Source organism: Shewanella electrodiphila (assembly GCF_023283985.1).
In the GTDB taxonomy this organism is placed as follows: Bacteria; Pseudomonadota; Gammaproteobacteria; order Enterobacterales; family Shewanellaceae; genus Shewanella; species Shewanella electrodiphila.
In genome coordinates, this window is record NZ_JAKIKU010000003.1 from 245,412 (window position 1) to 270,455 (window position 25,044).

Annotated in this window: 16 protein-coding genes, 5 tRNA genes and 1 pseudogene; 16 read left to right on the top strand and 6 right to left on the bottom strand. The window is 39.3% G+C overall.

Annotated elements, in window-relative coordinates; all coding sequences use genetic code 11:
* Positions 1-40 precede the first annotated feature (40 nt).
* Together L2737_RS07090 and uvrB are read right to left on the bottom strand one after the other, a co-directional pair.
* Entirely contained in the window at positions 41-1,612 is a 1,572-nt protein-coding gene (locus L2737_RS07090; RefSeq protein WP_102527536.1) for a BCCT family transporter, read from the bottom strand.
* A 294-nt stretch (positions 1,613-1,906) separates the two neighbouring features.
* Entirely contained in the window at positions 1,907-3,943 is a 2,037-nt protein-coding gene (uvrB, locus tag L2737_RS07095; RefSeq protein WP_102527537.1) for an excinuclease ABC subunit UvrB, read from the bottom strand.
* A 1,757-nt stretch (positions 3,944-5,700) separates the two neighbouring features.
* On the opposite strand from uvrB, the gene L2737_RS07100 reads away from it, so the two are divergent.
* From L2737_RS07100 to L2737_RS07165, 14 genes are all read left to right on the top strand, one after another.
* Positions 5,701-5,776, top strand: a tRNA-Asn gene (locus tag L2737_RS07100).
* A gap of 39 nt (positions 5,777-5,815) precedes the next feature.
* Positions 5,816-5,891 (top strand) — tRNA-Asn (locus L2737_RS07105).
* A 23-nt stretch (positions 5,892-5,914) separates the two neighbouring features.
* Positions 5,915-5,990: transfer RNA gene (locus tag L2737_RS07110), tRNA-Asn, on the top strand.
* Between the two features lie 29 nt (positions 5,991-6,019).
* Positions 6,020-6,095 (top strand) — tRNA-Asn (locus tag L2737_RS07115).
* Positions 6,096-6,114: 19 nt separating this feature from the next.
* Positions 6,115-6,190, top strand: a tRNA-Asn gene (locus L2737_RS07120).
* Between the two features lie 187 nt (positions 6,191-6,377).
* The gene (locus L2737_RS07125; RefSeq protein WP_248955278.1) at positions 6,378-8,279 is read left to right on the top strand and encodes an EAL domain-containing protein; all 1,902 of its coding nucleotides are present in this window, start codon (positions 6,378-6,380) and stop codon (positions 8,277-8,279) included.
* A 124-nt stretch (positions 8,280-8,403) separates the two neighbouring features.
* On the top strand, positions 8,404-8,982 hold the full coding sequence (rsxA, locus tag L2737_RS07130) for an electron transport complex subunit RsxA (protein ID WP_102526049.1): 579 nt from the start codon (positions 8,404-8,406) through the stop codon (positions 8,980-8,982).
* A 2-nt stretch (positions 8,983-8,984) separates the two neighbouring features.
* Positions 8,985-9,602, top strand: coding sequence for an electron transport complex subunit RsxB (gene rsxB, locus L2737_RS07135; protein WP_102526050.1), 618 nt, complete (start codon positions 8,985-8,987; stop codon positions 9,600-9,602).
* Entirely contained in the window at positions 9,596-12,106 is a 2,511-nt protein-coding gene (rsxC, locus tag L2737_RS07140) for an electron transport complex subunit RsxC (protein ID WP_248955279.1), read from the top strand. Before rsxB ends, rsxC begins: the two co-directional genes overlap by 7 nt.
* 2 nt (positions 12,107-12,108) lie before the next feature.
* On the top strand, positions 12,109-13,158 hold the full coding sequence (gene rsxD, locus L2737_RS07145) for an electron transport complex subunit RsxD (RefSeq protein ID WP_102526052.1): 1,050 nt from the start codon (positions 12,109-12,111) through the stop codon (positions 13,156-13,158).
* Positions 13,159-13,181: 23 nt separating this feature from the next.
* Positions 13,182-13,817 (top strand): electron transport complex subunit RsxG, encoded by a 636-nt coding sequence (gene rsxG, locus L2737_RS07150; RefSeq protein ID WP_102526053.1) that lies wholly within the window; start codon positions 13,182-13,184, stop codon positions 13,815-13,817.
* Positions 13,810-14,505 (top strand): electron transport complex subunit E, encoded by a 696-nt coding sequence (locus L2737_RS07155; protein WP_102526054.1) that lies wholly within the window; start codon positions 13,810-13,812, stop codon positions 14,503-14,505. Before rsxG ends, L2737_RS07155 begins: the two co-directional genes overlap by 8 nt.
* A 33-nt stretch (positions 14,506-14,538) precedes the next feature.
* Entirely contained in the window at positions 14,539-15,171 is a 633-nt protein-coding gene (gene nth / locus L2737_RS07160; RefSeq protein WP_248955280.1) for an endonuclease III, read from the top strand.
* A gap of 246 nt (positions 15,172-15,417) precedes the next feature.
* Positions 15,418-16,092 (top strand): TetR/AcrR family transcriptional regulator, encoded by a 675-nt coding sequence (locus tag L2737_RS07165; RefSeq protein ID WP_248955281.1) that lies wholly within the window; start codon positions 15,418-15,420, stop codon positions 16,090-16,092.
* A gap of 156 nt (positions 16,093-16,248) precedes the next feature.
* Here L2737_RS07165 and L2737_RS07170 read toward each other — a convergent pair whose 3' ends face one another.
* Together L2737_RS07170 and L2737_RS07175 are read right to left on the bottom strand one after the other, a co-directional pair.
* On the bottom strand, positions 16,249-17,430 hold the full coding sequence (locus L2737_RS07170; protein WP_248955282.1) for an FAD-binding oxidoreductase: 1,182 nt from the start codon (positions 17,428-17,430) through the stop codon (positions 16,249-16,251).
* Positions 17,430-19,040: a phytoene desaturase family protein gene (locus tag L2737_RS07175; protein WP_248955283.1), complete on the bottom strand. Its 1,611-nt coding sequence runs from the start codon at positions 19,038-19,040 to the stop codon at positions 17,430-17,432. Before L2737_RS07175 ends, L2737_RS07170 begins: the two co-directional genes overlap by 1 nt.
* A gap of 242 nt (positions 19,041-19,282) precedes the next feature.
* Here L2737_RS07175 and L2737_RS07180 point away from each other — a divergent pair.
* Positions 19,283-19,531 (top strand): annotated as a pseudogene (locus tag L2737_RS07180) (endonuclease III); the annotation flags it as partial.
* 1,244 nt (positions 19,532-20,775) lie between these two features.
* On the opposite strand, the gene L2737_RS07185 reads toward L2737_RS07180, so the two are convergent.
* Positions 20,776-21,660, bottom strand: coding sequence for a LysR family transcriptional regulator (locus tag L2737_RS07185; RefSeq protein WP_248955284.1), 885 nt, complete (start codon positions 21,658-21,660; stop codon positions 20,776-20,778).
* A 95-nt stretch (positions 21,661-21,755) separates the two neighbouring features.
* On the opposite strand from L2737_RS07185, the gene L2737_RS07190 reads away from it, so the two are divergent.
* Positions 21,756-22,931 (top strand): MFS transporter, encoded by a 1,176-nt coding sequence (locus L2737_RS07190; RefSeq protein WP_248955285.1) that lies wholly within the window; start codon positions 21,756-21,758, stop codon positions 22,929-22,931.
* Between the two features lie 284 nt (positions 22,932-23,215).
* On the opposite strand, the gene L2737_RS07195 is transcribed toward L2737_RS07190, so the two are convergent.
* A complete protein-coding gene (locus L2737_RS07195; protein ID WP_248955286.1) occupies positions 23,216-24,388 on the bottom strand; it encodes an alpha/beta hydrolase in 1,173 nt (390 codons plus the stop codon).
* Positions 24,389-25,044: the final 656 nt, after the last annotated feature.

Below are 25,044 nucleotides of genomic sequence, written 5' to 3' on the forward strand. Positions count from 1 at the left end.
GTACATTCTCAATACGTAATGTCGATAGCAGAGCAAGAACTTAACGCTTTTCTGTTCTTAATCCCATAATTAAACTAATGCACATTACCAGCAGAATGATGGTGAATGGTAATGCCGTCGAAATCGCACCAGCTTGTAATGCTTCTATCGCCTCAGTACCACCAACCCAAACTAGCGCTGCAGCAATCGCGCCTTCAACTAAAGCCCAAAACACGCGTTGCGGTGCAGGTGCATCGACTTTACCACCAGAGGTAATACTGTCGATAACCAATGAACCTGAATCCGAAGATGTCACAAAGAATATTAACACTAAGATGACAGCTAGCATTGATAGGATGTTGCCTAAAGGCAATTGATCAAACATTTGGAACATGGCTAAAGGAACATCTGTCAGTCCTTTTTCACCTAGCGTACCAATGTTATTCACCACTTGATCAATACCAACGCCACCAAATACAGACATCCATAGTATCGTTACCACTGTCGGTGCAATTAGCACGGCAGTCATAAACTCACGAATCGTACGACCTCGTGAAATACGCGCGATAAACATACCAACAAATGGGGACCATGAAATCCACCACGCCCAATAGAAAACAGTCCAACCATGCATCCAGGCTTCGTCTTCGCGACCGATAGGATTACTTAATGGAATGATATTCTTAATGTAGCCCATAACAGTCGTAGGGATTGTTCCCATTGCTACTGCAAAGCTCACTAAAGCAACAAATACCACTAAGATAAGCGCGAGCAGCATATTGACATTACTAATGACTTTAACGCCGCCATCAATACCGCGCATTACCGAAACAACTGCAATTAAGGTCACAGCAAAGATAATCGCTATTTGCAGAGTTAAGCCGTTTTCCATGCCAAATACATGATGGAAACCACTAGCAGCTTGTTGTGCCCCTAAGCCAAGCGATGTAGCTAAACCAAACAAGGTTGCGATAACAGCCAAAATATCAACAACATGCCCAGGCCAACCCCAGGTGCGATCACCCAAAATCGGATAAAACACTGAACGCATCGACAGCGGTAAACCTTTGTTGTAAGCAAAAAATGCTAACGATAATGACACTACACCATAGATTGCCCACGGATGAAGTCCCCAGTGGAACATAGTCGCACCCAGTGCGAGCTCTTTTGCTTCAGCAGTATTGGCTGCGACATTAAGTGGCGTTTCATACCATCCAGTAAAATAAGCTACAGGTTCAGCAACGGCCCAAAACATCAGCCCGATCCCCATACCAGCAGCAAATAACATAGCAACCCAAGATAATCTAGAATAGTCAGTCTTGGCCTCGGCTCCGCCCAAACGGATTTTACCGTAAGGCGAAATAATCATTGCTAAACAAAACAATACGAAGATATTGGCTGACCACATAAATAAACCGTCGAAAGCACCAATAATTTGCCATTTGATGCCGTCTAAAACAGATTTAGATGTTTCTGGTTCCACCAACAAGATAGCGATGATGAACAGACCAATTAAGGAAGCGCTGATACCAAAAACAGGGTTATGTACATCAAAACCCCATTTTTGAATGTTATCTTGACCGACGGTGTAATCAGTATTGTCGATACTGTATTTATCTTTATTAGTATTCATTGATCCTCGTTTAGAAGAACTTTCATTCGGAAAATGTCATTATATTTTACGCTATTAAGCGATTTTTTACAGTCGCAGCCGTAAAGCAATCGCGTTTAATGTCTCGTTTTTAAGCTAAGATTAGACATCCTTAACAAAAGTGGTGAAACAACCCGCAAAATAAAAACACTCATTTTCGAATGTGAAGTTAATACCTTCAAAGTATTCTGATATTAAAAGATAAAAAAAGCTTAGCATAATTGCTAAGCTTTTATTGTTTCAAACAGGATTGTCTGTAAGTTTATCGATAATAAACTAACTGTTAAGAATAATTTGTTCCCGCAGGCTTTTCACTTGGTCACGCACTGCAGCAGCTTGTTCAAACTCAAGATCGCGCGCATGTTGATGCATCTGCTTTTCTAGTGCATCAATTTGCTGCGATAATTCAGCAACACTCTGTACTTTAGTATCGGTTTTATATTGTGTTTCTTTTTCAGCCACTTTACCAAAAGCAGTGTATTTGTGTTTACTGTTACCACGATGAGGATCGCCCAAGTCCATCACATCTGTGACTTTTTTCGTCACCCCTTTTGGTGTTTGGCCTAATTTCAAATTATGCGCATGCTGCTTTTCGCGGCGACGTTCTGTTTCTCCAATAGCTTTTTCCATCGACTTAGTGACTTTGTCAGCATACAGAATAACTTTACCATTAACATTACGTGCTGCGCGGCCAATGGTTTGGATAAGTGAACGTTCAGAACGTAAAAAACCTTCCTTATCTGCATCTAAAATACACACTAACGACACTTCTGGCATATCTAAGCCTTCGCGAAGCAAGTTAATTCCAACCAGAACATCAAAGTGACCTAGTCGTAAATCTCGTATCACTTCTACACGTTCAACGGTATCAATATCAGAATGTAAATAACGGACCTTAACGCCATGCTCATCCAGGTATTCGGTTAAATCCTCAGACATACGTTTGGTTAACGTTGTAATAAGTACCCTTTCATTAACGGCAACACGTTTTGGGATTTCAGAAAGTAAATCATCGACTTGAATAGCAACGGGGCGAATTTCTATTTCTGGATCAAGTAAACCAGTCGGTCTAACAACTTGTTCAGCTATTTCACCATCACTTTGCTCAAACTCATAATCACTTGGGGTTGCAGATACAAATACCGTTTGTGGCATTAACTGCTCAAACTCTTCAAATTTAAGTGGTCTGTTGTCTAATGCTGAGGGTAAACGGAAACCATATTCAACAAGTGTTGTTTTACGGCTACGGTCACCTTTGTACATTGCGCCAATTTGAGGCACGGTAACGTGGGATTCATCAATAATTAATAAACCATTTGCAGGTAAATAATCTAATAATGTTGGAGGTCCATCGCCTTGTGAGCGACCAGATAAATATCGAGAGTAGTTTTCGATACCTGAGCAATAACCTAACTCGACCATCATCTCAATATCATATTGCACACGTTCTGAAATACGTTGAGCCTCAATCAGTTTATTGTTATCTAATAGCTCTTTACGACGTTCACGCAATTCTTCTTTTATATGCTCTGTCGCTTCGATGATTTTCTCTCTAGGAGTAACATAGTGGCTCTTAGGGTACACAGTAGTGCGAGCTAAGCGTTTAGTGACATGACCTGTTAATGGATCAAACTCACTGAGTTGCTCAATTTCATCATCAAATAACTCAACTCTGACCGCATCGCGTTCTGATTCAGCAGGAAAAATATCAATTACTTCACCACGAACACGAAACGTACCGCGCTGTAGGTCGATATCATTGCGGGTATATTGCAGCTCACCTAAACGAGTAATAATGTCTCGCTGTCCCATCATGTCACCCTGACGCAGATGTAATAGCATCTTCATATATAGCTCAGGATCGCCCAAGCCATAGATAGCCGACACAGACGCGATTAATACCACATCTTTACGCTCTAGCAGGGCTTTAGTCGCAGAAAGGCGCATTTGCTCAATATGAGCGTTAACTGAAGCATCTTTTTCGATGAAGGTATTAGAGGCTGGAACATAGGCTTCTGGCTGATAGTAATCATAATAAGACACAAAATATTCAACTGCATTATTCGGAAAGAACTCTTTCATCTCGCCATATAATTGTGCAGCCAATGTCTTATTTGGCGCCATAATGATTGTCGGACGACCTAAGGTCTGGATTAAATTAGCAACGGTAAATGTTTTACCTGAACCGGTTACACCTAATAAGGTTTGCTTAGCGACACCGGCTTCTAGCCCATCGACCAGCTGTTTTATCGCCGTAGGCTGATCACCAGCGGGAGAGTAATCTGAAACAAGATTGAAAACCGGTTCTTTCACGTCTAAGCATCCTATAAAAATGATAAACCATTTTATACTGAACCTGCCGAACATTGCGACCCAAAAGCTTTATAAACCCAGCCAAACAATCGCAGATACAAGAATTTGCATAGTTGAAAACTATTTTTCGTCTGGGACACGTTGACTGCTAATTGCAAATGTCTTGCACATCAGTTGCATTTATCATCAGTTGATAATTTGTCACTTTTAAAACAGCCATCATATAAAACAAACACCAAAAATGGTTTGATAAATGAATAAGCGATCCCAAATGATTTAGCCGCATATCAGTCAATCATTACAATTTGACGAACAAAACATGAAATTATGCTACAACAGCGCCAAAAGCTTAAAACTGTCGATAAAAGCGCCAAAAACCTCATTTCTATGGCAATTTAATACACAATAGCGCGTACACATATACTACATTAACCATCACTAAATAATCCGAGCAAATAAAAATCTATTGCATTTTGTAACACCTTGATTAGTTTTATGATTTTTAATTTGTTGATTCAGAGCATAATTTAACTTCTAGTCAATGCTCATAAGGGCTTCAGAGGGTATTTTAAGAGTAACTCACAGGCTTATCCACAGATTTAGTGGATAACTCACTCTAGCCCAATATTACTGGGGTGTTAGGGTAAACAGAAATTAATAAAACAGTAAAAAAAGATACATGAAATAAAATTACATTTGTAAGTCTGCTGACATGAATACATCATTTTGATTGAAACGGGGTATCGGCAATGACCTGCTCGTACTCGTAATTCGATCTCATTATTAATAAGCCGATCTACATTAAAATTAAAACAAGGGCCGCCATTTTCTTTACATAAAATTCCGCAAACAACATTATTGCTTGCTGTTTATTCGCGAGTAGTGACATTAACCAAACTTGGGCTGTAGTGTGCTTATAATGAAATAGTGAGTAGCATCACATTGCCAATTTTAACTTAGTTCTGATTGATTCCATTAAATGCTTTAATCCATAAATCACTATCTCTTTTTTATCCCTCAACTAATAACCTTCCAAGGCTAGAACACTACATATGAACAAGTAGGAGCAACTAGGAGTAATTAGGGAAAACTAGGAGTGACGAATACGGGCAAATCTATTTAATCAACCCACGTGTAAATGGTGTAACGTAGATGTGACCGTTATCAAAGCCATCACCCACTACAAATTTAGCAGCATATATAAGTAACCTGAATACAGATGGCTAATGTTAATAAGCCAACGTAGATAACGATGCTTAATGAGTTAACCTTATAAAGAGCAAGTTTTTAAGCTTAGCTAAAAGATCTATGATTTAAGCGCTCATAGCTGAAAAACTGTTTATAAAGCGTTAGCCGCTTATATGATCGATTAGCATGATTGACGCGTAAAAAGACATGTATCAGAAGAGAAACAAATATTTTGTAGAAAATGAATTTAGCGTCATTCAAATGATGTATATGTATAGAACTGCGTCAAGCATCAGCCTATATAGGGATTAAACAGTGATTGTTATTGACTAAATCGCTCAATTAACCTGTTTAGGATTAAAGTTGATAAGTAAAATGATAAAGCCATTAAATCGTTACTAATCAATTTACTTGTGAAAAAACACTCATTATGATGAATTATAAGCCACGATGGGTATTAGATGAGCAGTTAACATCAATTTTTCAATTTTTTTTATATCTCGAGTTGACTGATCGTTCAGGGCGTTTTACTATGCGCTCCGTTCTCAGCAATACATTGCTAAAACGATTCCCCTGTAGTTCAGTTGGTAGAACGGCGGACTGTTAATCCGTATGTCACTGGTTCGAGTCCAGTCCGGGGAGCCAATTTAGTATAGTAAGTTGAAAACATAGATAAAATGCAATTCCCCTGTAGTTCAGTTGGTAGAACGGCGGACTGTTAATCCGTATGTCACTGGTTCGAGTCCAGTCCGGGGAGCCAATTTTATCTAAGTTTTAATCGATTCCCCTGTAGTTCAGTTGGTAGAACGGCGGACTGTTAATCCGTATGTCACTGGTTCGAGTCCAGTCCGGGGAGCCAATTAAAACAAAATATAATGAAGTATCGATTCCCCTGTAGTTCAGTTGGTAGAACGGCGGACTGTTAATCCGTATGTCACTGGTTCGAGTCCAGTCCGGGGAGCCACTTCTTATAAATCTTCAAATCCCCTGTAGTTCAGTTGGTAGAACGGCGGACTGTTAATCCGTATGTCACTGGTTCGAGTCCAGTCCGGGGAGCCAAGATTTTGACGCTTTGTCAGTATTATACCCTTTCTTGATATCTATCTTTTTTAAATTCCTTTATAATTTCCTAAAATTTACACTACAATCTTAGTGTTAACTCCTTTATTTGTTATAGCTTTTTAATTTTTTGCCGCTATACATAAATGTATGATGACATCAGATTATTACAGGAAATGGACTATCCATGGGCTTATCGAAATCATTCCAATTAGTACTGTTTGTGATTTTTGGACTACTGTTTTTCCGGATTTATGATCTGGAAAATAAAGAAATGCAGCAACAAGGCGCATTAGCCATCCAAAACTACATCACACATATTGATAATATGACTGAGTGGGATGAAAACGGTGAAACGCTATTCAACACCCTGTCCCAAAATTTTACCTTTCAGTTTTTTCAATATATCCATGAAAGCGACAGTGATCTCAACTATACCTACGGCACATTGGCAAAAAGTGATGCAGAATTTGAAGACAAAATTTTCAGCATTCAATTAGGCCATACAAAGTCATTACCCAATGGTCGCTTGCAAGTCAGACTCAGCACTAAATCAGTCATATCTGCAAGTTTCGTCAATTTAGAAAAAGCCGCGACTCTGGTTATTTTTGCTTACCTTATTCTCATGATTAGCTTTGCTATATTAATGATGCTGCATCGTCGTGGCATAAAATACCTTTGCGATTATATCGACAACATTCCAAACCTAACCTTCCAAGCCGTTCAAACATCTCGTTTAAGAGGTTCTTTAAAACCCATTGGTATCGCGCTTGAAAAAAGCCGTATAGAGCTTAAAACCAGCATTGGTAATTTTCATAAAGAAAATGATTTACTAGCAAAAGCGGCATATCAAGATCCTGTTACGGGCTTTTCTACCCGCCGTCGCTTTAATGATTATATGAAAAGTATCAGTAACTCCGACAAAAAGCAGTTTGGTGTGCTTGCAATAATTAAAGCCGCTGATTTATCAACCATCAATCAATTACATGGCCGTGAAGCGGGTGATGATTACTTAAGTCAAATTGCTTCTTGTATAAGACGCGCTGCAGCTAAATCAGGTGTGAGTGAATATTATCGCGTATCAAGTAGTGATTTTGCGCTGTTTATCCAAGACATTACAGTAAAAGAAGGCGAACAATTTTTAGTCACATTAAAAGCCTACTTCGATGAGTATGCTCAAACTGTTGAAACCGATAACATTGCCCATAGTGGCATGGTGCCATTTGAAAGTAATAGCGATACTCATGCGCTGTTAACCTTGGCAGACACAGCCGTGAGCATAGCGCAAACTTCTGGACTCAATCGTTACCATATTCTTGAAAAATTTACCGGCAACGAACAATTAGGTGATGACCACTGGAAAGTAACGATTAATGAATTAATTAATCGCAAAAGCCTTAAGTTCTTTCAACAGCCGATATTGCCTTGTAACAATCAAGTCGATGTATACCGCGAACTGTATGCGCGATTTTTTAATACTGAAGGTTCAAACTTACCCACAGCCAGCGTTATTGCCATGTCGGAACGTCACGGTTTGAATATCGATTTAGATAAAATGATCGTGGTTCACACCTTACAGTTACTCAATGCAAACCCAAGTTTAACCGGTAATTTTGGCGTCAATATCAGTGCATCTTCTGCCCTACAAGAAATATTTGTTTCTTGGCTGAGAGATATTTTATCAAGCCACCGTTCGACCTCTGCAAGGCTTGTGTTCGAAGTCAGTGAATCGGGTATGCAACAAAATGTCACTGCTAGTCGCCGTTTTGTTCACGAAATGCATAAGGTCGGCGCAAGAGTTGCTATCCAGCAATTTGGTTTAGGCTTTTCATCATTTAAATTTTTCCGAGAAGTAAAACCCGATGTGATTAAACTTGATAGCAGCTATAGCGACGGTATTGACCAAGACAATAACAACAAATTCTTTGTCAGAATGATTGTTGATATTTCACGTCGCATTGGCATAAAAGTCATTGCAACTGGCGTTGAAAGACAAGATGAAAAACTGACATTAGAAAAAATGTTAGTTGATGGCTTGCAAGGATATTATATTGCTAGGCCTGAAATCATCGCTAAAACTGATAAATAAATAATCAATGTAAGACCAATCTTCCAAAATAGGGTTAATATTTACATAACCCTTTTTTTTATCCGTTGTTTCTCGACCCTAAACCTTAGATAATAGAGCTAATATCAAATAGAAAAGTGTAGTAATGACAGACTATCTCTTACTGTTAATTGGTACCGTACTGGTTAACAATTTCGTTTTAGTAAAATTTCTTGGCTTGTGCCCTTTTATGGGGGTATCTAGTAAACTTGCCTCCGCCATCGGAATGTCGATGGCTACCACATTTGTACTAACTTTAGCCTCTATCTTAAGCTATCTAACTAATGAGTTTTTACTACAGCCATTTGGATTAACTTATTTACGCACAATGAGCTTTATTTTAGTCATTGCCGTTGTCGTACAGTTTACTGAAATGTTAGTCCAAAAAACCAGTGCATCTTTACATCGCGCCTTAGGCATTTATTTACCGCTAATTACCACCAACTGTGCGGTACTTGGTGTCGCACTGCTAAACGTAAATGAAGATCATAACTTTATTCAATCAGCTGTATATGGTTTTGGTGCTGCTGTTGGTTTTTCATTAGTGCTGGTTTTATTTTCTGCCATGCGAGAACGTTTAGCCGCTGCAGATGTGCCACTCCCGTTTAAAGGCGGCGCTATTGCCATGATCACAGCAGGTTTAATGTCTTTAGCCTTTATGGGATTTGCGGGGCTGGTTAAATAGTCATGTCGAGTATTGCAATTGCTGTCGTTGTGCTGACACTTCTAGCACTAATTTTCGGATTAATATTAGGTTACGCCTCAATTAAATTTAAAGTTGAAGGTAACCCAATTATTGATCAGGTCGAAGCCTTATTACCTCAAACACAATGTGGCCAATGTGGCTACCCAGGTTGCAGGCCTTACGCAGAAGCCATAGCAAATGGCGATAACATTAATAAATGTCCTCCCGGTGGCACCGCTACCATGGAAAAACTTGCAGGCTTAATGGGTGTTGACCCAGAACCATTAAATGAAGTTGCACAAGAAGCCGTAAAAAAAGTGGCTTACATCCGCGAAGATGAGTGCATTGGCTGCACAAAGTGCATACAAGCCTGTCCTGTCGATGCCATTTTAGGCGCGGGCAAACTCATGCACACAGTCATTGCCAAAGATTGTACAGGTTGTGACTTATGCGTCGAACCTTGCCCTGTTGACTGTATTGATATGATCCCCGTTGAACAAAATCTTAAAAATTGGGATTGGAAGTTAGCGAGTATTCCAGTCACAGTCGTAGAAGATAGAACTGTCACCATCAGAATGAAGCAAGAAGATAAAGCTGTAAAAGAGGACTCTCAGTGCTAACTTTATTAGAACAAATTGATAAAGGAACGTTATGGCACTCTCCTGGAGGGATCCATCCGCCGCAACTCAAATCACTTTCAAATCAATCGGCAGCCAAGCGATTAACGCCTGCTGGCCAATATCGCGTTCCATTACCACAAGTAGGTGATTGCGCTCGGCTCAGCATTAAAGTGGGCGAGCAGGTAAAACAGGGCCAACAATTAACCGATGGCGAAGGTTTTATGTACTTACCAGTGCATTCCCCAGTTTCCGGCCATGTTATTGATATCAGCTTACAATCAAGTAACCATGCTTCAGGGCTACCAACACTTACTTGTATAATCGAAGCTGACGGTCTTAATCAAACAATTGACTATCAAGAGTCAGCTTTAGTTGAATTATCAAATCAGCAAATTTTAGATAAAATTAAGCAAGCTGGCATCGCTGGAATGGGTGGTGCAACTTTTCCGAGTCATATAAAGCTTAACCCAGCGAGTGAAATCGATTTAGTAATTATCAATGGTGTTGAGTGTGAACCTTACATCACATCTGATGATGTATTAATGCGTGAGAATGCTTTAGAGATTTTTAAGGGTATTCAAATTATTAATCAGTTGCTAACACCACAACGTATTGTTGTTGCAATTGAAGATAATAAACCAGAAGCGACTCTTGCAATGCAGCAATGTTTAGCAAGATTTGATGATTTAACCTCCATTGTCAAAATCACCGTTATACCAACAAAATACCCTTCAGGTGGTGAGAAACAATTAATACAAATCATTACCGGCCGAGAAGTCCCAACTGGCAGTATTCCAGCTCAGCAAGGTGTGGTGGTGCACAATGTTGGTACTGCATATGCTATTCAAGATGCTGTTTTACATGGGAAACCACTTATCGAACGACTCGTCACTTTAACGGGTGAACAAGTTACTCAACCGGGTAATTATTGGATTGCGATAGGTACTAGCGTTGAATATGCGCTGCAGCAAGTCGGTTTTAACGCAGATAGAAATCAGAAAGTGATTATTGGTGGCCCTATGATGGGTTACGCGCTACCTGATTATGATGTGCCTGTATTAAAAGGCACTAACTGTATTCTGACGCCAAGTGCCAACGAAATCGCGCCTGATGTCGAAGAGAAAGCCTGTATACGTTGTGGTGAATGCGCCGTTGTCTGCCCTGCTTTATTATTACCACAGCAACTATTTTGGCATGCTAAAGCGGAAGAATACGACAAAGCAGCCAGCTTTAATTTAAAAGATTGCATTGAATGCGGTTGTTGTAGTTTTGTTTGCCCAAGTGACATTCCATTAGTGGAATACTATCGCGTTGCTAAGTCGGCATTAAAAAATGAAGCTGAAGAAAAACAACAAGCTGAACAAGCAAAAATTCGCTTCGAAGCACGACTCAAACGTTTAGAAGATGAAAAACTTGCCCGAGAAGAGAAATCTCGTTTAGCGGCAGAAAAACGCAAAGCTGCGGCAAATGCTAGTAGCAATAAAAATACTGTCGCTGAAGCCATGGCGCGCGTCGCAGCTAAAAAGTTAGCAGCAGAACAAGAAAGTAAACAAGACAAACCAGCGACAGATAAATCTGCAGCTGTAAAAGCGGCCATTGAGCGAGCTAAGGCGAAGAAGTTAGCCAATCAATCAACAATATCGAATACTCCAGATGAAAATGCATCAACTGATAATTTACCTGCAGTTAATGATAAAAAAGCGCAAATTGCAGCCGCTGTAGCTCGAGCTAAAGCAAAAAAATTAGCTCAGAATAAAGCAACGCTGTCAGAGAATGATACTGCATCAGCTCAAAACGAACCCGTTGATGACAAAAAAGCTAAAATCGCGGCAGCAGTTGCACGTGCTAAAGCGAAAAAGCTTGCACAAAAACAAGCTGAGTCCGCCAGCGATATGGATGCAGCAAATTCGCAAGTGCTATCTTCTGAAGACCAGTTTTCTCAAGAGCAAGCGCCACAAGTGCAAGCTCAGTCAGAAATAGGTACAGGTACGGATTCTGATGTATCCGAACCGCTTGATGATAAGAAAGCTAAAATAGCCGCTGCTGTAGCGCGTGCTAAAGCGAAAAAACTAGCTCAAAAACAAGCTGAGTCAGCTGCCGATATGGATATACAAAGTTCGCCAGTGCAATCATCTCAAGAGCAGTCTTCTCAAGGGCAAGCGCCACAAGTTCATACTGAAATAGGCACAGGTACGGAATCTGATGTATCCAAACCGCTTGATGATAAGAAAGCTAAAATAGCCGCTGCTGTCGCACGTGCTAAAGCGAAAAAGCTAGCGCAAAAAGCAGCTGAATCTGAAAATAAAACTGATGTTGAGTCTGATGACAGAATAAATGCTGATGCCCTTATTTCACCAGCTCAAACGGAAACAAGTGCCCTGCCTGTTACGCCTTCTAATGTAAGCGAACCAGTAGATGATAAAAAAGCACGTATAGCTGCAGCGGTTGCAAAAGCCAAAGCGAAAAAACTGGCTAATAAACAGAAGTTGAGCGAAAAGGAATAATCATGGCATTTAAAATTGCATCCTCTCCCCATGTAAGCACCACATTGCACACCAATAAAGTGATGCAACGCGTGGCATTATGTTTAATTCCTGGCATTTTAGCTCAAGTATACTTTTTTGGTATGGGTACTCTGGTACAAATCCTAATTGCTGTATTAACTTGTTTATCGGCAGAAGCTGCAATAATGAAGCTTCGTAATAAATCGATTAAAAATGCCTTATCTGATAACAGTGCATTGGTTACTGGGATATTAATCGCTATAGCAATCCCACCACTTACCCCTTGGTGGATGACTGTCATTGGTTGCGGGTTTGCGATGGTGATTGTTAAGCACTTATATGGCGGATTAGGTAATAACATATTCAACCCTGCCATGGCGGCTTATGTATTACTGCTCGTATCCTTTCCAGTGCAAATGACTAACTGGGTAGCGCCTGCTGAATTAGCTGCGAATCAGGTGGGTATTGTGGCAGCTTTTGCCCACATTTTTGAATTTACCAGTGCAGGCTTAGATCATTTTAGAATTGCCGTTGATGGCCATACGATGGCCACGCCGCTTGATACCTTTAAAACAGACTTATCAATGGGTATGACAAGTAGTGAAAGCCTACAGCGTAATGTATTTGATGGCATGACTGGTGTTGGTTGGTTCTGGATCAATTTAGCCTACCTTGCAGGTGGCCTAATTATGTTGAAACTTAACGTCATACGTTGGCACATTAGCACTGGTATTTTATTAGCAATATTCGTTTGTTCGGGTTTCGGATTTTTACTCAACCCAGACACTCACGCAAGCCCAATGCTGCACCTATTTTCTGGCGGCACAATGTTGTGCGCATTTTTTATTGCAACTGACCCAGTCACAGCGGCGACCAGTACACGTGGAAGACTCTTGTTCGGTGCCATTATTGGTGTATTAGTTTTCGTGATTAGAACTTACGGTGGTTACCCTGATGCCGTAGCGTTTGCAGTGTTACTTGCCAACATGTGTGCACCATTTATCGATTACTATATCCGTCCTCGTTCATATGGTCATCGCGCGGGAAATTAAGCCGCTAAACTACAGGATTAAACATGTTCAATATTATTACTCGAAACGGCCTTATCCTTGCCCTGTTCGCACTCTGTTGCACAGGCTTGGTCGCTTCAGTGAATTTTTTTACCGAAGATCGAATTATCGACCAGCAACGTAAACAGCTTGCAGGTATCTTAGAACAAATTATCCCTAATCATTTGCATGATAATGAGTTAACTGAAGATTGTATTTTAGTGACCAATCAAGAGTTCCTTGGTTCTGATGAAGCGTTGCCTGTTTATATTGCTAAGATGAATAATGAACCTATAGCGATTGCAATTGAAGCTATTGCACCAGATGGTTATAACGGTGACATTAAAATCATTTTAGGTGTTAATAATGACAATGAGTTATTAGGTGTTAGAACCTTAACTCATCAAGAAACCCCAGGGCTTGGCGATAAAATTGAACTTCGTAAATCAGATTGGGTATTAGGCTTTAGCAACTTATTGTACGACCCAAATAGCAAGCCAATGGCAGTTAAAAAAGATGGTGGCGACATAGATCAATTCACTGGGGCAACGATTACACCGCGTGCTTACGTCAACGCCATTAACAATGCGCTCGCTTTTGTCAGTGCTAATAGAGAATCACTTTATAACACCGTCAATCATTGTGGACGTGAAAATGACTAATTATCGTGAAATTGCATGGCAAGGATTATGGAAAAATAACCCTGGGCTTGTACAACTACTTGGGCTTTGCCCTCTTTTAGCTGTTACTGCTACAGTCACTAATGCGTTAGGTTTAGGCCTCGCAACACTCATTGTGCTTGTAGGCTCCAATGTGCTGGTTTCTTTAGTGCGTGAATTTGTTCCCAAAGAAATACGCATCCCTGTATTTGTCATGATCATCGCCGCACTAGTGACTTGTGTACAGTTACTCATCAACGCATATGCTTATGGCCTTTACTTATCCTTAGGGATCTTCTTACCACTTATTGTAACGAACTGCGTCATTATCGGCCGAGCTGAAGCGTTTGCGTCTCGCAATAATGTTACCAGTGCTGCATTTGATGGATTAATGATGGGTGTTGGCTTTACGGCAATTTTGGTTGTTTTAGGCGGTATGAGAGAAATACTTGGCCAAGGAACCTTATTTGATGGAGCTGAACTCTTACTGGGAGACTGGGCAGCGAACCTCACCATTCAAGTATTTAATGTTGATACACCGTTTTTGCTAGCAATGTTGCCACCTGGTGCGTTTATCGCTATGGGATTACTGATCGCACTTAAAAACGTTATAGATAGTAAAATTGAGCAAAAGAAACCTCAACAAGCACCAGAAGCTATTGCACGTGCGCGGATCACTAAAGTCGGTTAAATAACTGAAATATCAACATAACGAATAAATAAAATGAATAAACAAAAACGCTATGAAATGCTGACTAGGCTTAGAGATAATAACCCTAAGCCTGAAACAGAACTTAACTTTGCCAGCCCATTTGAATTGCTAGTCGCGGTAACGCTTTCTGCGCAAGCAACCGATGTGAGTGTCAACAAAGCAACCGATAAACTATTTCCAGTTGCTAATACAGCTCAATCAATTTACGACCTTGGTGTTGATGGCTTAAAAACCTATATTAAAACTATTGGCTTGTATAACAACAAAGCGATTAACGTCATTAAAGCCTGTAAAATGCTAATCGAATTACACGGTGGTGAAGTGCCAGAAAATCGTGAAGCATTAGAAGCCCTACCCGGCGTAGGCAGAAAAACAGCCAACGTTGTGCTCAATACTGCCTTTGGTTGGCCGACGATTGCTGTTGATACGCATATTTTCAGAATGGCGAACCGAACCAAGTTTGCTATGGGCAAGAATGTCGACCAAGTTGAAGAAAAAATGCTTAAAGTCACCCCTGCTGAATTTAAAGTCGATGTTCACCATTGGTTTATTTTACACGGGCGCTATACCTGTATTGCAAGAAAGCCGCGCTGTGGCTCTTGTATTATTGAAGACTTGTGTGACTTTAAAGATAAAACAGAGTAATTAAGTCTGCTTTTTATTGAAGCAACCTCTCAAAAATACTGTGCTGCTCATAGGTAGATAGCTCTTGACAGATCATTGCCAAATCATCGGCCTAGAATTACGATAAAATATCGCTCAATTCCATAGAAAGTGATTTATGAGAAACTTTTTGAAGTCTAGTTTATGCCCCTTCAAGATGATTTATTAATTTTATCTCTTTATACTATCGGCCAAGCATTTGTGTAACTTTTCTGGTTCTTTGAAGCAATGAATGAAAAACAGTACCACCACGGAGATCTAAAGGCATCGTTGATCGAGGCTGCAAATATTGTGCTTGTTAGAGATGGTGCTACCAGGCTTTCACTTAGAGGTATTGCCGCTGAAGTAGGTGTGTCACACATGGCACCTTATGCCCATTTTAAAAATAAAAATGAGCTGATTAAAAGTGTCATAGAATCGGGCTTTCAGCAGATGGAAAATGCCATGCTTGATTGTCAAAAAAAACTAACGCCATCAAACCCGAACCTTGCAGGAGAATTAATTCTTGCATATGGCGTAAGCTATATAGAATTTGCTCTAGCAAACCCTCAGTTATATCGTCTGATGATTGGAGAATCTCATCAGTCTCCCATTGTTCATTCTCAAAATAAAAATGAGACTGAAATTGCAGAAAAACCAATCTTAGGTATCAATTCTGATAAGGAATATACTAAACGTATTAACCGCCCTTTTGATTTATTGCGTGATGCATTTGCGATGAAAGTTAATGAACCACTCATAGCTAAAACGCAGGCACTGGGGGCATGGTCAATGGTGCATGGGCTTTCCGCTTTACTTACCGAAGGGAGTATTCAAATTCCTGAAAGTATGAGCCTAAAACAGTTTTTGGCTACAGCCAGCTCAATGAGCTTTAACGCAGAACCTTCACAAGAAAATAAGTAACTCATTTAAGCCTAGTTAATACAAGTTAAAACATAAAAACATAAAAACATAAAAACATTGTGCGATAATTGATCACACAATGTTTTGATATTTTGTTTCGATATACTGTTTTAATAAATAGAAGAGCAAGTAGAGGCTGATAGTCGAATTCAAACGCTACAACAAAATTTCTATATCGCTCGTCGGAAAGGCAACACAAGAGTGGCACCAACCATAAGATTCATCAGTAGAGCGTAACTTAGATTCTGCAGGGTTAAATACACTACCTCGTAATACTTTCACCCTACATAAACTGCACTCTCCAGAACGACAGGCATTTTCTGCGCTGTATCCGTTGCGCTCCATACTGTTTAATAGCGGTTCATCTACTCGAGCGATAAAACTTCCCTGCCCTTTAACTTTCACTTCAATAACATCTGAAGGCTTAACTTGCTTAGGCCATCCTGGTAAAGTTTCTGGATTTTTAGGTGGTCCGTTACATTCAATACGAACTCGGCGTGCTTTAACATTAAGCGCTTCAAGCAATTGTGCACAATGATCATGAAAACCCGTTGTGCCGCATACGTAATACATTTTGCTTTGTAGCTGCTGCAGGTTGTCACCAAGTAACTCCTTTAAATCGCTTTGTGTTAAACGACCAGTGCGCCCTGAATAATTCTCATCAGGTCGTGTCACGATCCAAGTAATTTTCAAAAAATCATGTGCTCGTTCAAGTGCTATTAATTCATCTTTAAAAATAACGTCGTGTTCAAAGCTACTGGTGTAAATTAAATGTAATCGCTGATTTTGCTCTCTATGCAACAAGGTATTTTTCGCCATGTTAAGAATCATATTTCTAGCTGGCGCAATACCAGAGCCCCCCGCAATGAAAACAAGATCATCACCATGAAACAACGGGTTATAGTAAAAGGTTCCCATTGGCCCACTACTTTGTAGCTCATCACCAATTTGCACTTCATCTAGTAGGAAGTTTGATACAAAACCACCCTGTACGCGTTTAACGGTTAGGTCATAGAATTCATGTGATTGAGGCGAAGAAGAAATAGCGTAAGGACGCGCCGTATGTACGCCATTAATAGTGACGAACAAGTTGATGTATTGACCCGCTTGAAAAGGTGGAACCTGCCCATTTTGCTTTTTAAGTCGTATCGTTTTGGTACTGTCTGTATCTTCGATAATATCACTGACTACTAATTGCAAACGTTTAGGGTGCAAACTAGCAATTGTATTGGCGACACTGCCTTTTTGTTCAGAGTAATCTGTTCCGGCTTCAAACAATGCTTTCTTTTGGTTTAGGGCTTCTTTGTAGCCAGTCACCGCATGTAATATATTTTTCACTAGCTTAACCTCGCTTGAATGAACTTTAATTGCATAGCAAGTTTCATGTTTTTCCAACTAAGCGGATTAGCCATTTTAGGTTTATTCACTTTCATTGACTCTCCGAGCTGTTTAAGGACATATTTGGCTGTACTTTGCCCAACCATATACGTTGGCTGAAAACCGCCCATACCATTCCAACAACCTGCGATGTGTAAGCCGTCAATTTCTGTAATGCGTTCACGGAACATGTTTGCATCTTGAGTGTTTTGTCGAAAGCCATAAATTGCACCGTCAGGGGTATTTAAATAGCGCATCATGGTTAGTGGCGTGGCGACTTCAATTTCCTCAATATGTTCTTTTATGCCTGGGTACACACGTTCAGCATGGTCAATAAGGGTTTGAGCCAAGTCATATTTTGTTTGGGCATAATCTTCTACCTTCACATGCTTCCATGGTTCGCCGTATTGTAAGCACAATAATGAAATTGCTGATTTACCCTCTGGCGCAAAGCTAGGGTCATCATAGTTATAACAGGTAAACATGGTATGTTTTGGCGCCACGATTTTTTGCATATTATCGTGGGCTACCTGTTCATCTAAATCGTCAACAATAAAAGTAGACGCTGCGGTCACACCAAGGGTTTGAGGCGAGCAATCTAAGCCGATGTACAGCACAAATGCCGATGTACCGATACGGCGTGATTTAAAATCATTTGATGCCTGAATAGGTGTAGGAATATCGAGCAATTCATTAAAGGTATGCATTGGGCTGGTATTTGAGATAACCTGCGAGCAGGTAAATGTTTCACCTGCTTCTGTAGAAACCCCTGTTATAGCGCCGTTATCAGTATGAATGGTCGTTGCCGAGCAGTTAAACTTAATCTCACCGCCAGCCGCTAAAAACGATTCGAGTAACCCGCTAGATATGGCTTGTGAGCCGCCTTTGATGTGGCAAGGTTTAAATGATGAATATGCATAGAGCATTATGGCTAAATCTTGAAATGGAAATTCTTTAGGTGGCACACCTAAATAACACCAATACGCAGCGACAATGGATTTTAGTTCTTCGCTTTCTAAAAACTCATCTAATATCTCTTTAGCTGAGCGCAAGCCATACTTTACATACAATGGGCATTTCGCGCGCAATATCGATTCATCGTTACTCTTGGCTGCTTTTGGCATCAGCACAAAACACTCAAGGGAAACCCCTTCGCAGAGGTTTAAAAATTTCTTAATACCTGATTTTTCTTTAGGAAATGCATCGCAAAGGGTTTTAGCTAAGCCTTTCCAGTCAGCAGGTAAAGTAATATCAATACCTACTTCGGTATCACTTGCCACTTTAACGAAACGATAAATATCTCGCTCTTCCACCACTTGAAGCTTATCCATAATTCCTAGATCTGCGAATACTTGACGCATGATAAACGGGCTTTTATCGGTTCCCATACCGCTAAGCTGGTGAAGAGCCACTTCAAATTCGAAGTTTCCTCGAATAAACGACGTCGCACATCCTCCAGGGATATTATGTCGCTCAATCAATAAGGTTTTAGCCCCGCCACGTTGCAGCGTTGTGGCAGCGGTTAAACCTGCATTACCTGCGCCAATGACTATCGCATCATAGTCCATCATGTAATTTCTCCCTCACCCATCATTGAAAAATCCTCACCAGCCCATCCTTACACTGTAAACTTTACATCGAAAAGATAGGGCGAATTGCTATTCATTGTCAATGAAAAATGAATATTTTTAATAAACGTTTACTTAGAGGATATTTCTTCAGGTACATAAATGCAGAACCCATATTCACTGTGATTTTAACTAATAAAGTTAATCTACTCTTCATTAGTTAATTACAAACTATCTAGCAATTATCTTTAGGCTGGCCGACGATAGCCGTTGATACGCATATTTTCAGAATGGCGAACCGAACTAAGTTTGCTATGGGCAAGAATGTCGACCAAGTTGAAGAAAAAATGCTTAAAGTCACCCCTGCTGAATTTAAAGTTGATGTTCATCATTGGTTTATCTTACATGGACGCTATACCTGCATCGCAAGAAAACCGCGTTGTGGCTCTTGTATTATTGAAGATTTATGCGACTTTAAAGATAAGACTGAATGATTTAATTTACTGCAGTTATAGCTCATCAAATAGTAAATTCATAAGCACGTAAGTTCTTTGTAGCGGCTAATGAATACTGACCACTTGCTTAGAGATGTCCGTAACTCGTTTTTGGACAGAAACGTTTTAAGAGCAACAATTTTATACCTCATATAAATTGGGCTAGTTACTCAAGACCATTACTTCAATCTAATCCATTGCCTGCCGCAGGCTTATGTGCAGATACATCCAAGACACGCCGTAAACACATCCCTGTGGGCTCTGCGAAAACATCCATGTTTTCGAAGGTCTTGAACGCATCTACACTGGGTTTATTGTCTCTTCGATTTGACTATATTGGTGATAATTTAAAGAGCTAAAGCTAGTAGATCTTGCATTTAAAAGACTCCATTTGAATTGAGGGCGCAGAGAAAATAGCGTGAGCCTGACAGGACGTCAGGCTAGCTTTCGCGGTGCAGGGATGCACCATCGGAAGCGTTAGCATTTTCGAATAAGACCGAAGCTATCAACAAACGAAGTTTAAAGCTGGATCAATCCCCCGTTGGAAATCTTTCGCTTTTCAGAAAATTTCGCCGGGGCTGCAGGGGAGATGCAAGAGGGGTGAGCAGTTTCACCCTTCTTGCTCTGGTGTGGGCGAAGCGCCACGACGTTGATTTAGACTTTGATTTAGATGTTTATTCAAACCTAGAAATCATTAGCTGACTAAAGCTGCTAACAAGTTTTGGGGCAAAAACGTGCTAGCCCTCTAACCCGTTTCTGGAAAATTCCAAGTTACGAGTTTTAGACTACTTTTACTGTTCAGATTACTTCTAGTATTGCAACCAAACTATCAGTCCGCATATAGCTGGCCATATTCATTTATCCACTACACATTGGTTTTATCAAAGCCCACATAAGTAATGAACATATAGCGACTTATAGTCTATTACTTGCTGAGTGTAAAAAAGGAGCCAGAGAATATTGACTACTTTTCGAACAAGACTCTCATGATATATCGGATAATCTAATGCAGTTTTTCAAAGAAAGATAGAGCATAGCTGGCCAAATCAGACAATAGTGTTACGTAGGGTAATACTGATATTTTTGCTTGTTGATTTACTGTTAGGAAAAGTAAAAACTTAATCGAAGAATATCTTACCGCGTAAAGGAGACAACAAGATTGTTACAGGCTAGCATCGGATTTTAACGATATCAAAAGTCTCTGAGCTGACTTTAGAAGCTCAAAAACTAATGTCGATTTTTGACTAATTGAGGCTTTTCAGATATTCAAAATTCTTAATAATATGGGTTTTAATTAGTGACGCCCACTTCTTGGCAACATATGAAGGTTGATAGGCTAAATAATATGGCGTTTCACTCAGACTTTCTTTGAATATGTAGAGGTCTTTATTATTACTTTGATCGATAAAATATTCCGGTAAAATACCGATACCAATATTTGAAATAATTGCTTGGTATATACCGAAACTATTATTGATGACTTGCATGTTTTTATGCTGATGGAAAAGCTTATCATGCTTTAGAAAGAGTTTTTCCCATGTGTTACTTTTTACATCACTTCTAACAATAAGGCGGTGCTGTTCGGTAATATCGTCAAATGTGGAAAGTTGATGAGTTAGTGCATATTGTTCACTGCACACTAATACATTTTTCGCTGCCATTAGTGAAAAATACTCCAAGCCTCTTTCGTTCTTGTTATTTCTAATCGAAAAGTCAAATTTACTTTTCTTAATATCTACAACTTCGTCAGTTAAGTCTAGGTTGATGATTAATTGATCATTTTCCAGTTGCGACAGCATTGGTGTAATGAATTGAACTCCTAAATCAACTGGTGCAGTCATCTCTAATTTTGTTCTACTTTGATTAACTTGTGTATCAAAGATTACTTGATTAAAGTTTCGTTCAAGTATCACATACTCCTGAAACAGTTTACTGCCTTTGTTAGTAAGCTCTACTTTATTGCCTTGCCCACGTATAAAAAGCTGAAAACCCAACTTCTCCTCTAAACACTTTATTTGATAACTAATAGAGGGTTGTGATACCGCCAATTCGTTAGCCGCATTTGAAAAACTGAGACTCTTTGCAACTGCAGAAAAGTAAGGTAAATGGTTGGCCAAATGCCTAAGCATAGAATTTTCCTATACAGATATAGTAACAATCAATTTTATTTATATATTACGTTCATGGCAACATATAAACAATAGAAAACAACCTTGGATGATAGATGTCTAAAATTAAATTGAATTCCTACGCAGTATCATTACTTTTTTTATTTAACGGATGTCTCTTTGGGACATGGGCGGCTAAGGTGCCCTACTTTAAAGAGATGTTCGAGTTAGATGAAAAAGCTCTGTCAATCTTACTGTTGATACTTGCTTTTGGCGCAGTCATTTCTTTTCCATTGGCAGGTAGATTGAACGATAAACTGGGTGTACAAAGGTTTTCTAAAATAATGTATTTGTTATACCCAATCCCTTTTATAGGGTTGGCGTTGAGTTCTAATTATATTTTGTTGACGATATCTCTGTTTTTTTTCGGTTTTTTACACGGTTCAATGGATGTTGCTATGAATAGTTGGGCGGCAAAAACAGAAACCTTAACGAAAAGAAAACTCATGTCATTCTTTCATGCCATGTTCAGTTTGGGGGCCGGTGTAGGTGCGGGTAGCACAGTCTTTTTTATTTGGTCAGATATTAGTACTGTAATGCACTTTTTAATTGTCAGTTTATTGTTTGTCCCGTTATATATAATACTTTGCAAACCTTCTGCCTTTCCTCCTCCCAAAAACGAGTCTGTGAATGGTACAGATAATTCAAAACTACCTTTCATGCTTCTTTCTGTGGTTGGTTTGATGGCTTTTTGCAGTGCACTTGGAGAGGGAGCAATAGCTGACTGGGGCTCAGTAATAATGCGACAAGAATTTAGTGCTGATATGAGCTTCAGTGCATGGGCCTATGCCACTTTTTCAATGCTGATGGTTCTATCAAGGTTATCTGCTCATGTCTTTATTGAAAAGTATGGAGTAATACATATTGTAAAAGCTTGTTCATTATTTAGTTTATTTGGTGCAGTGATAATAATTATGGTTAGTTCGCCTTACCTAGCTCTAATTGGATTTGCATTTATGGGGATAGGTTATTCGGTTATCGTTCCATTAGTATTTTCTAAAGCCGCATCTATTAGTCAGCAAAAATCAGGTCGAGCTATCGCCTTTGTAGCAACCTTTGCTTACGGTGGTATGTTATGTGGACCAGTTGTTATTGGCTTGATAGCACACCAAACAAGCTTGAAAAGTGCTTTGCTTCTTCTAGTTGCCCTACCGATATATACGTTATTTACGGCTTACTTATTAAAGAGTAATAAGGAAGATAAACTCAAAAATGAGTTAAAAGTAGGATAAAGGCTAACTGTGAATATAAAACATTTAGGAAAAATAGTTTTTGATCAAACCGAAATCAAAAATGGTGTAACTATCGATAACTAATCATACAAAGCTTCAAGATATAAGTGGTCAACTAATATTGGCCACGATCTTAGAGTTTAACCAGAATAACCGTTCTGATTTATGGCCTCCCCTCTCTTTGGCTCAATTTACCAGACTCGTTTCAAATCTAACAACTGTCGCTCTACACTAAAACAACACTTGGATACTTCAATCAAAGATCACGTTTATCTCTGCTAAGCTCAATTATTCATCTCTTTTACCACGCTTTCTAATCTATTTTGAAAAAGCTCTTGTTGCCAACTTGGATTTATCCCGTTGGCAAGTTTAACTGCTAATTGGTGGGCTGAAATAGATTCTTCGTGCATTTTCAGTGAGAAGTAAACTTGTCCTAAACCACTATATGCAGCAGCAGACTCAGGATAATCACGGACTGAAGCTAAGTACAATTCCAACGACCTGTTATGCTCACCTTCTCTCAATAACATAGTCGCTAGGTTAAGTAGCGTACTCTCTGCTACCTGTGGATCAATACCATATATCTTCGCTCGTTTATTATAGTAATCTGTTAAGCCTATGAATCCGCCAAAATCTATATACTCTTCTAAATTGGCAAAACTTGGAGCTTGGTAACTATTGAAAACATGGGTCAATCCACCATATAAAGATGGAATAGCAGTCGTCATATGAACGTGTTCTTTAAGATATTCACTGCGCCAATCAAGATTTTCAGGTGGGTTTTCCATCAAAAAATGGACAAACTTATTGAAAGCATCGGTATATCGATAAGGCTCGTCAGCCTCTTCAGAGACAGCAATATATAGTGATTTAACTTGTGAGTTTTCTTTCGCTCCATTTGCCAAGATCTTATTATAAATTTTTGCTTCATCATCCTGCAACGGAGCACTTGCCAAAATATAGTTCCTAAAAAGTTCCGGTTGATTAGCCAAAACCTCGGCGGTGAACCAACCAGCCTTAGTATGCCCGTAGAGAGTATTTAACCCTGATGTTTTGTATTTATTGTTAACATAAGGCATCACTTCACTTTTAACAAAAGCGGTGAATTTACTTATTGCCATATCAGGGTCATGGCGTAATTCATTGTTGTTCGAAACCGCTACAATAATTTGCTCAGGGATTCTGTTCTGCTTTTGCAATAAATTAGATGAAACAATTGCATGTTCGATATGCCGATTACCGTCAATTAAATATAAAACGGGGTAGTTTATATTTGACTTATTATAACTGCTTGGTAAATGAATGATCAGATCCCTTGTTTCACCCAACGCTGTAGATTTGATAGAAACTCTACTAACTTTTCCTATTGAAATAATCTCTTCAACAACGGTTGAGGCCGAAACGGGTAAGATGCAAAAAGCTGATAATACTAAAAAAGACTGTATAATTTTTATCATGTATGTTCCCTCAACATTAATAATGTTTATCAACTGACTCTCCAGTGTCAACTTACAAAGATTCAACATTCTTTCTGCACAAAGCAATTTTCTATTTGTAACTAATAATGTCACCCCTTATTGTTCATCAAAAAAACAACACTTACATCGACTAGATTCATAACGCACCAAGTTTGCTACGCCACGACAGAACGTTGTTGAAGTTGAACAAAAGCACCTTAAAGTCGTACCGACGGAATTTATAGTTGACGTATTCCACTGGTTTATTTTACATGGGCACTTTAACAGTGTTGCTCGTAAACTAATGTGTGGTCTTATATTATTAAAAATTTGTGTGAGTACTTTCCAGAAAAGAAAGTTTAAAGAAAGGTTTATTCTGAAGATTTACGCTGAAACATTACTAAATGACAGACACAAAAAAACCGCGTTAAGCGGTTTTTTTATGGCTATTTGGTCAAGGTTATTAAAACAACGATACAAAAAAAGCACTGAAACAAATTGCGATTACTACTGAGGTACCTAGAGCCATTTTTAGTTCTGTTGTCATTATCTTGTCTCCAAATGAATATAAGTTAATTCTAGCTAATATGGATATATTTCACAGCTTTTAACCGTGATTATGTGATGTTAAACAACAAAAAATAATATTCTAAATC

What these genes read in the sequence shown, in the direction of transcription:
- L2737_RS07195 (WP_248955286.1), bottom strand. Translation starts at nt 24,388, where the DNA reads ATGATAAAAATTATACAGTCTTTTTTAGTATTATCAGCTTTTTGCATC.
- L2737_RS07185 (WP_248955284.1), bottom strand. Translation starts at nt 21,660, where the DNA reads ATGCTTAGGCATTTGGCCAACCATTTACCTTACTTTTCTGCAGTTGCA.
- rsxB (WP_102526050.1), top strand. Translation starts at nt 8,985, where the DNA reads ATGTCGAGTATTGCAATTGCTGTCGTTGTGCTGACACTTCTAGCACTA.
- L2737_RS07165 (WP_248955281.1), top strand. Translation starts at nt 15,418, where the DNA reads ATGAATGAAAAACAGTACCACCACGGAGATCTAAAGGCATCGTTGATC.
- nth (WP_248955280.1), top strand. Translation starts at nt 14,539, where the DNA reads ATGAATAAACAAAAACGCTATGAAATGCTGACTAGGCTTAGAGATAAT.
- L2737_RS07125 (WP_248955278.1), top strand. Translation starts at nt 6,378, where the DNA reads ATGGGCTTATCGAAATCATTCCAATTAGTACTGTTTGTGATTTTTGGA.
- L2737_RS07190 (WP_248955285.1), top strand. Translation starts at nt 21,756, where the DNA reads ATGTCTAAAATTAAATTGAATTCCTACGCAGTATCATTACTTTTTTTA.
- L2737_RS07155 (WP_102526054.1), top strand. Translation starts at nt 13,810, where the DNA reads ATGACTAATTATCGTGAAATTGCATGGCAAGGATTATGGAAAAATAAC.
- rsxG (WP_102526053.1), top strand. Translation starts at nt 13,182, where the DNA reads ATGTTCAATATTATTACTCGAAACGGCCTTATCCTTGCCCTGTTCGCA.
- rsxD (WP_102526052.1), top strand. Translation starts at nt 12,109, where the DNA reads ATGGCATTTAAAATTGCATCCTCTCCCCATGTAAGCACCACATTGCAC.
- rsxA (WP_102526049.1), top strand. Translation starts at nt 8,404, where the DNA reads ATGACAGACTATCTCTTACTGTTAATTGGTACCGTACTGGTTAACAAT.
- L2737_RS07175 (WP_248955283.1), bottom strand. Translation starts at nt 19,040, where the DNA reads ATGATGGACTATGATGCGATAGTCATTGGCGCAGGTAATGCAGGTTTA.
- L2737_RS07090 (WP_102527536.1), bottom strand. Translation starts at nt 1,612, where the DNA reads ATGAATACTAATAAAGATAAATACAGTATCGACAATACTGATTACACC.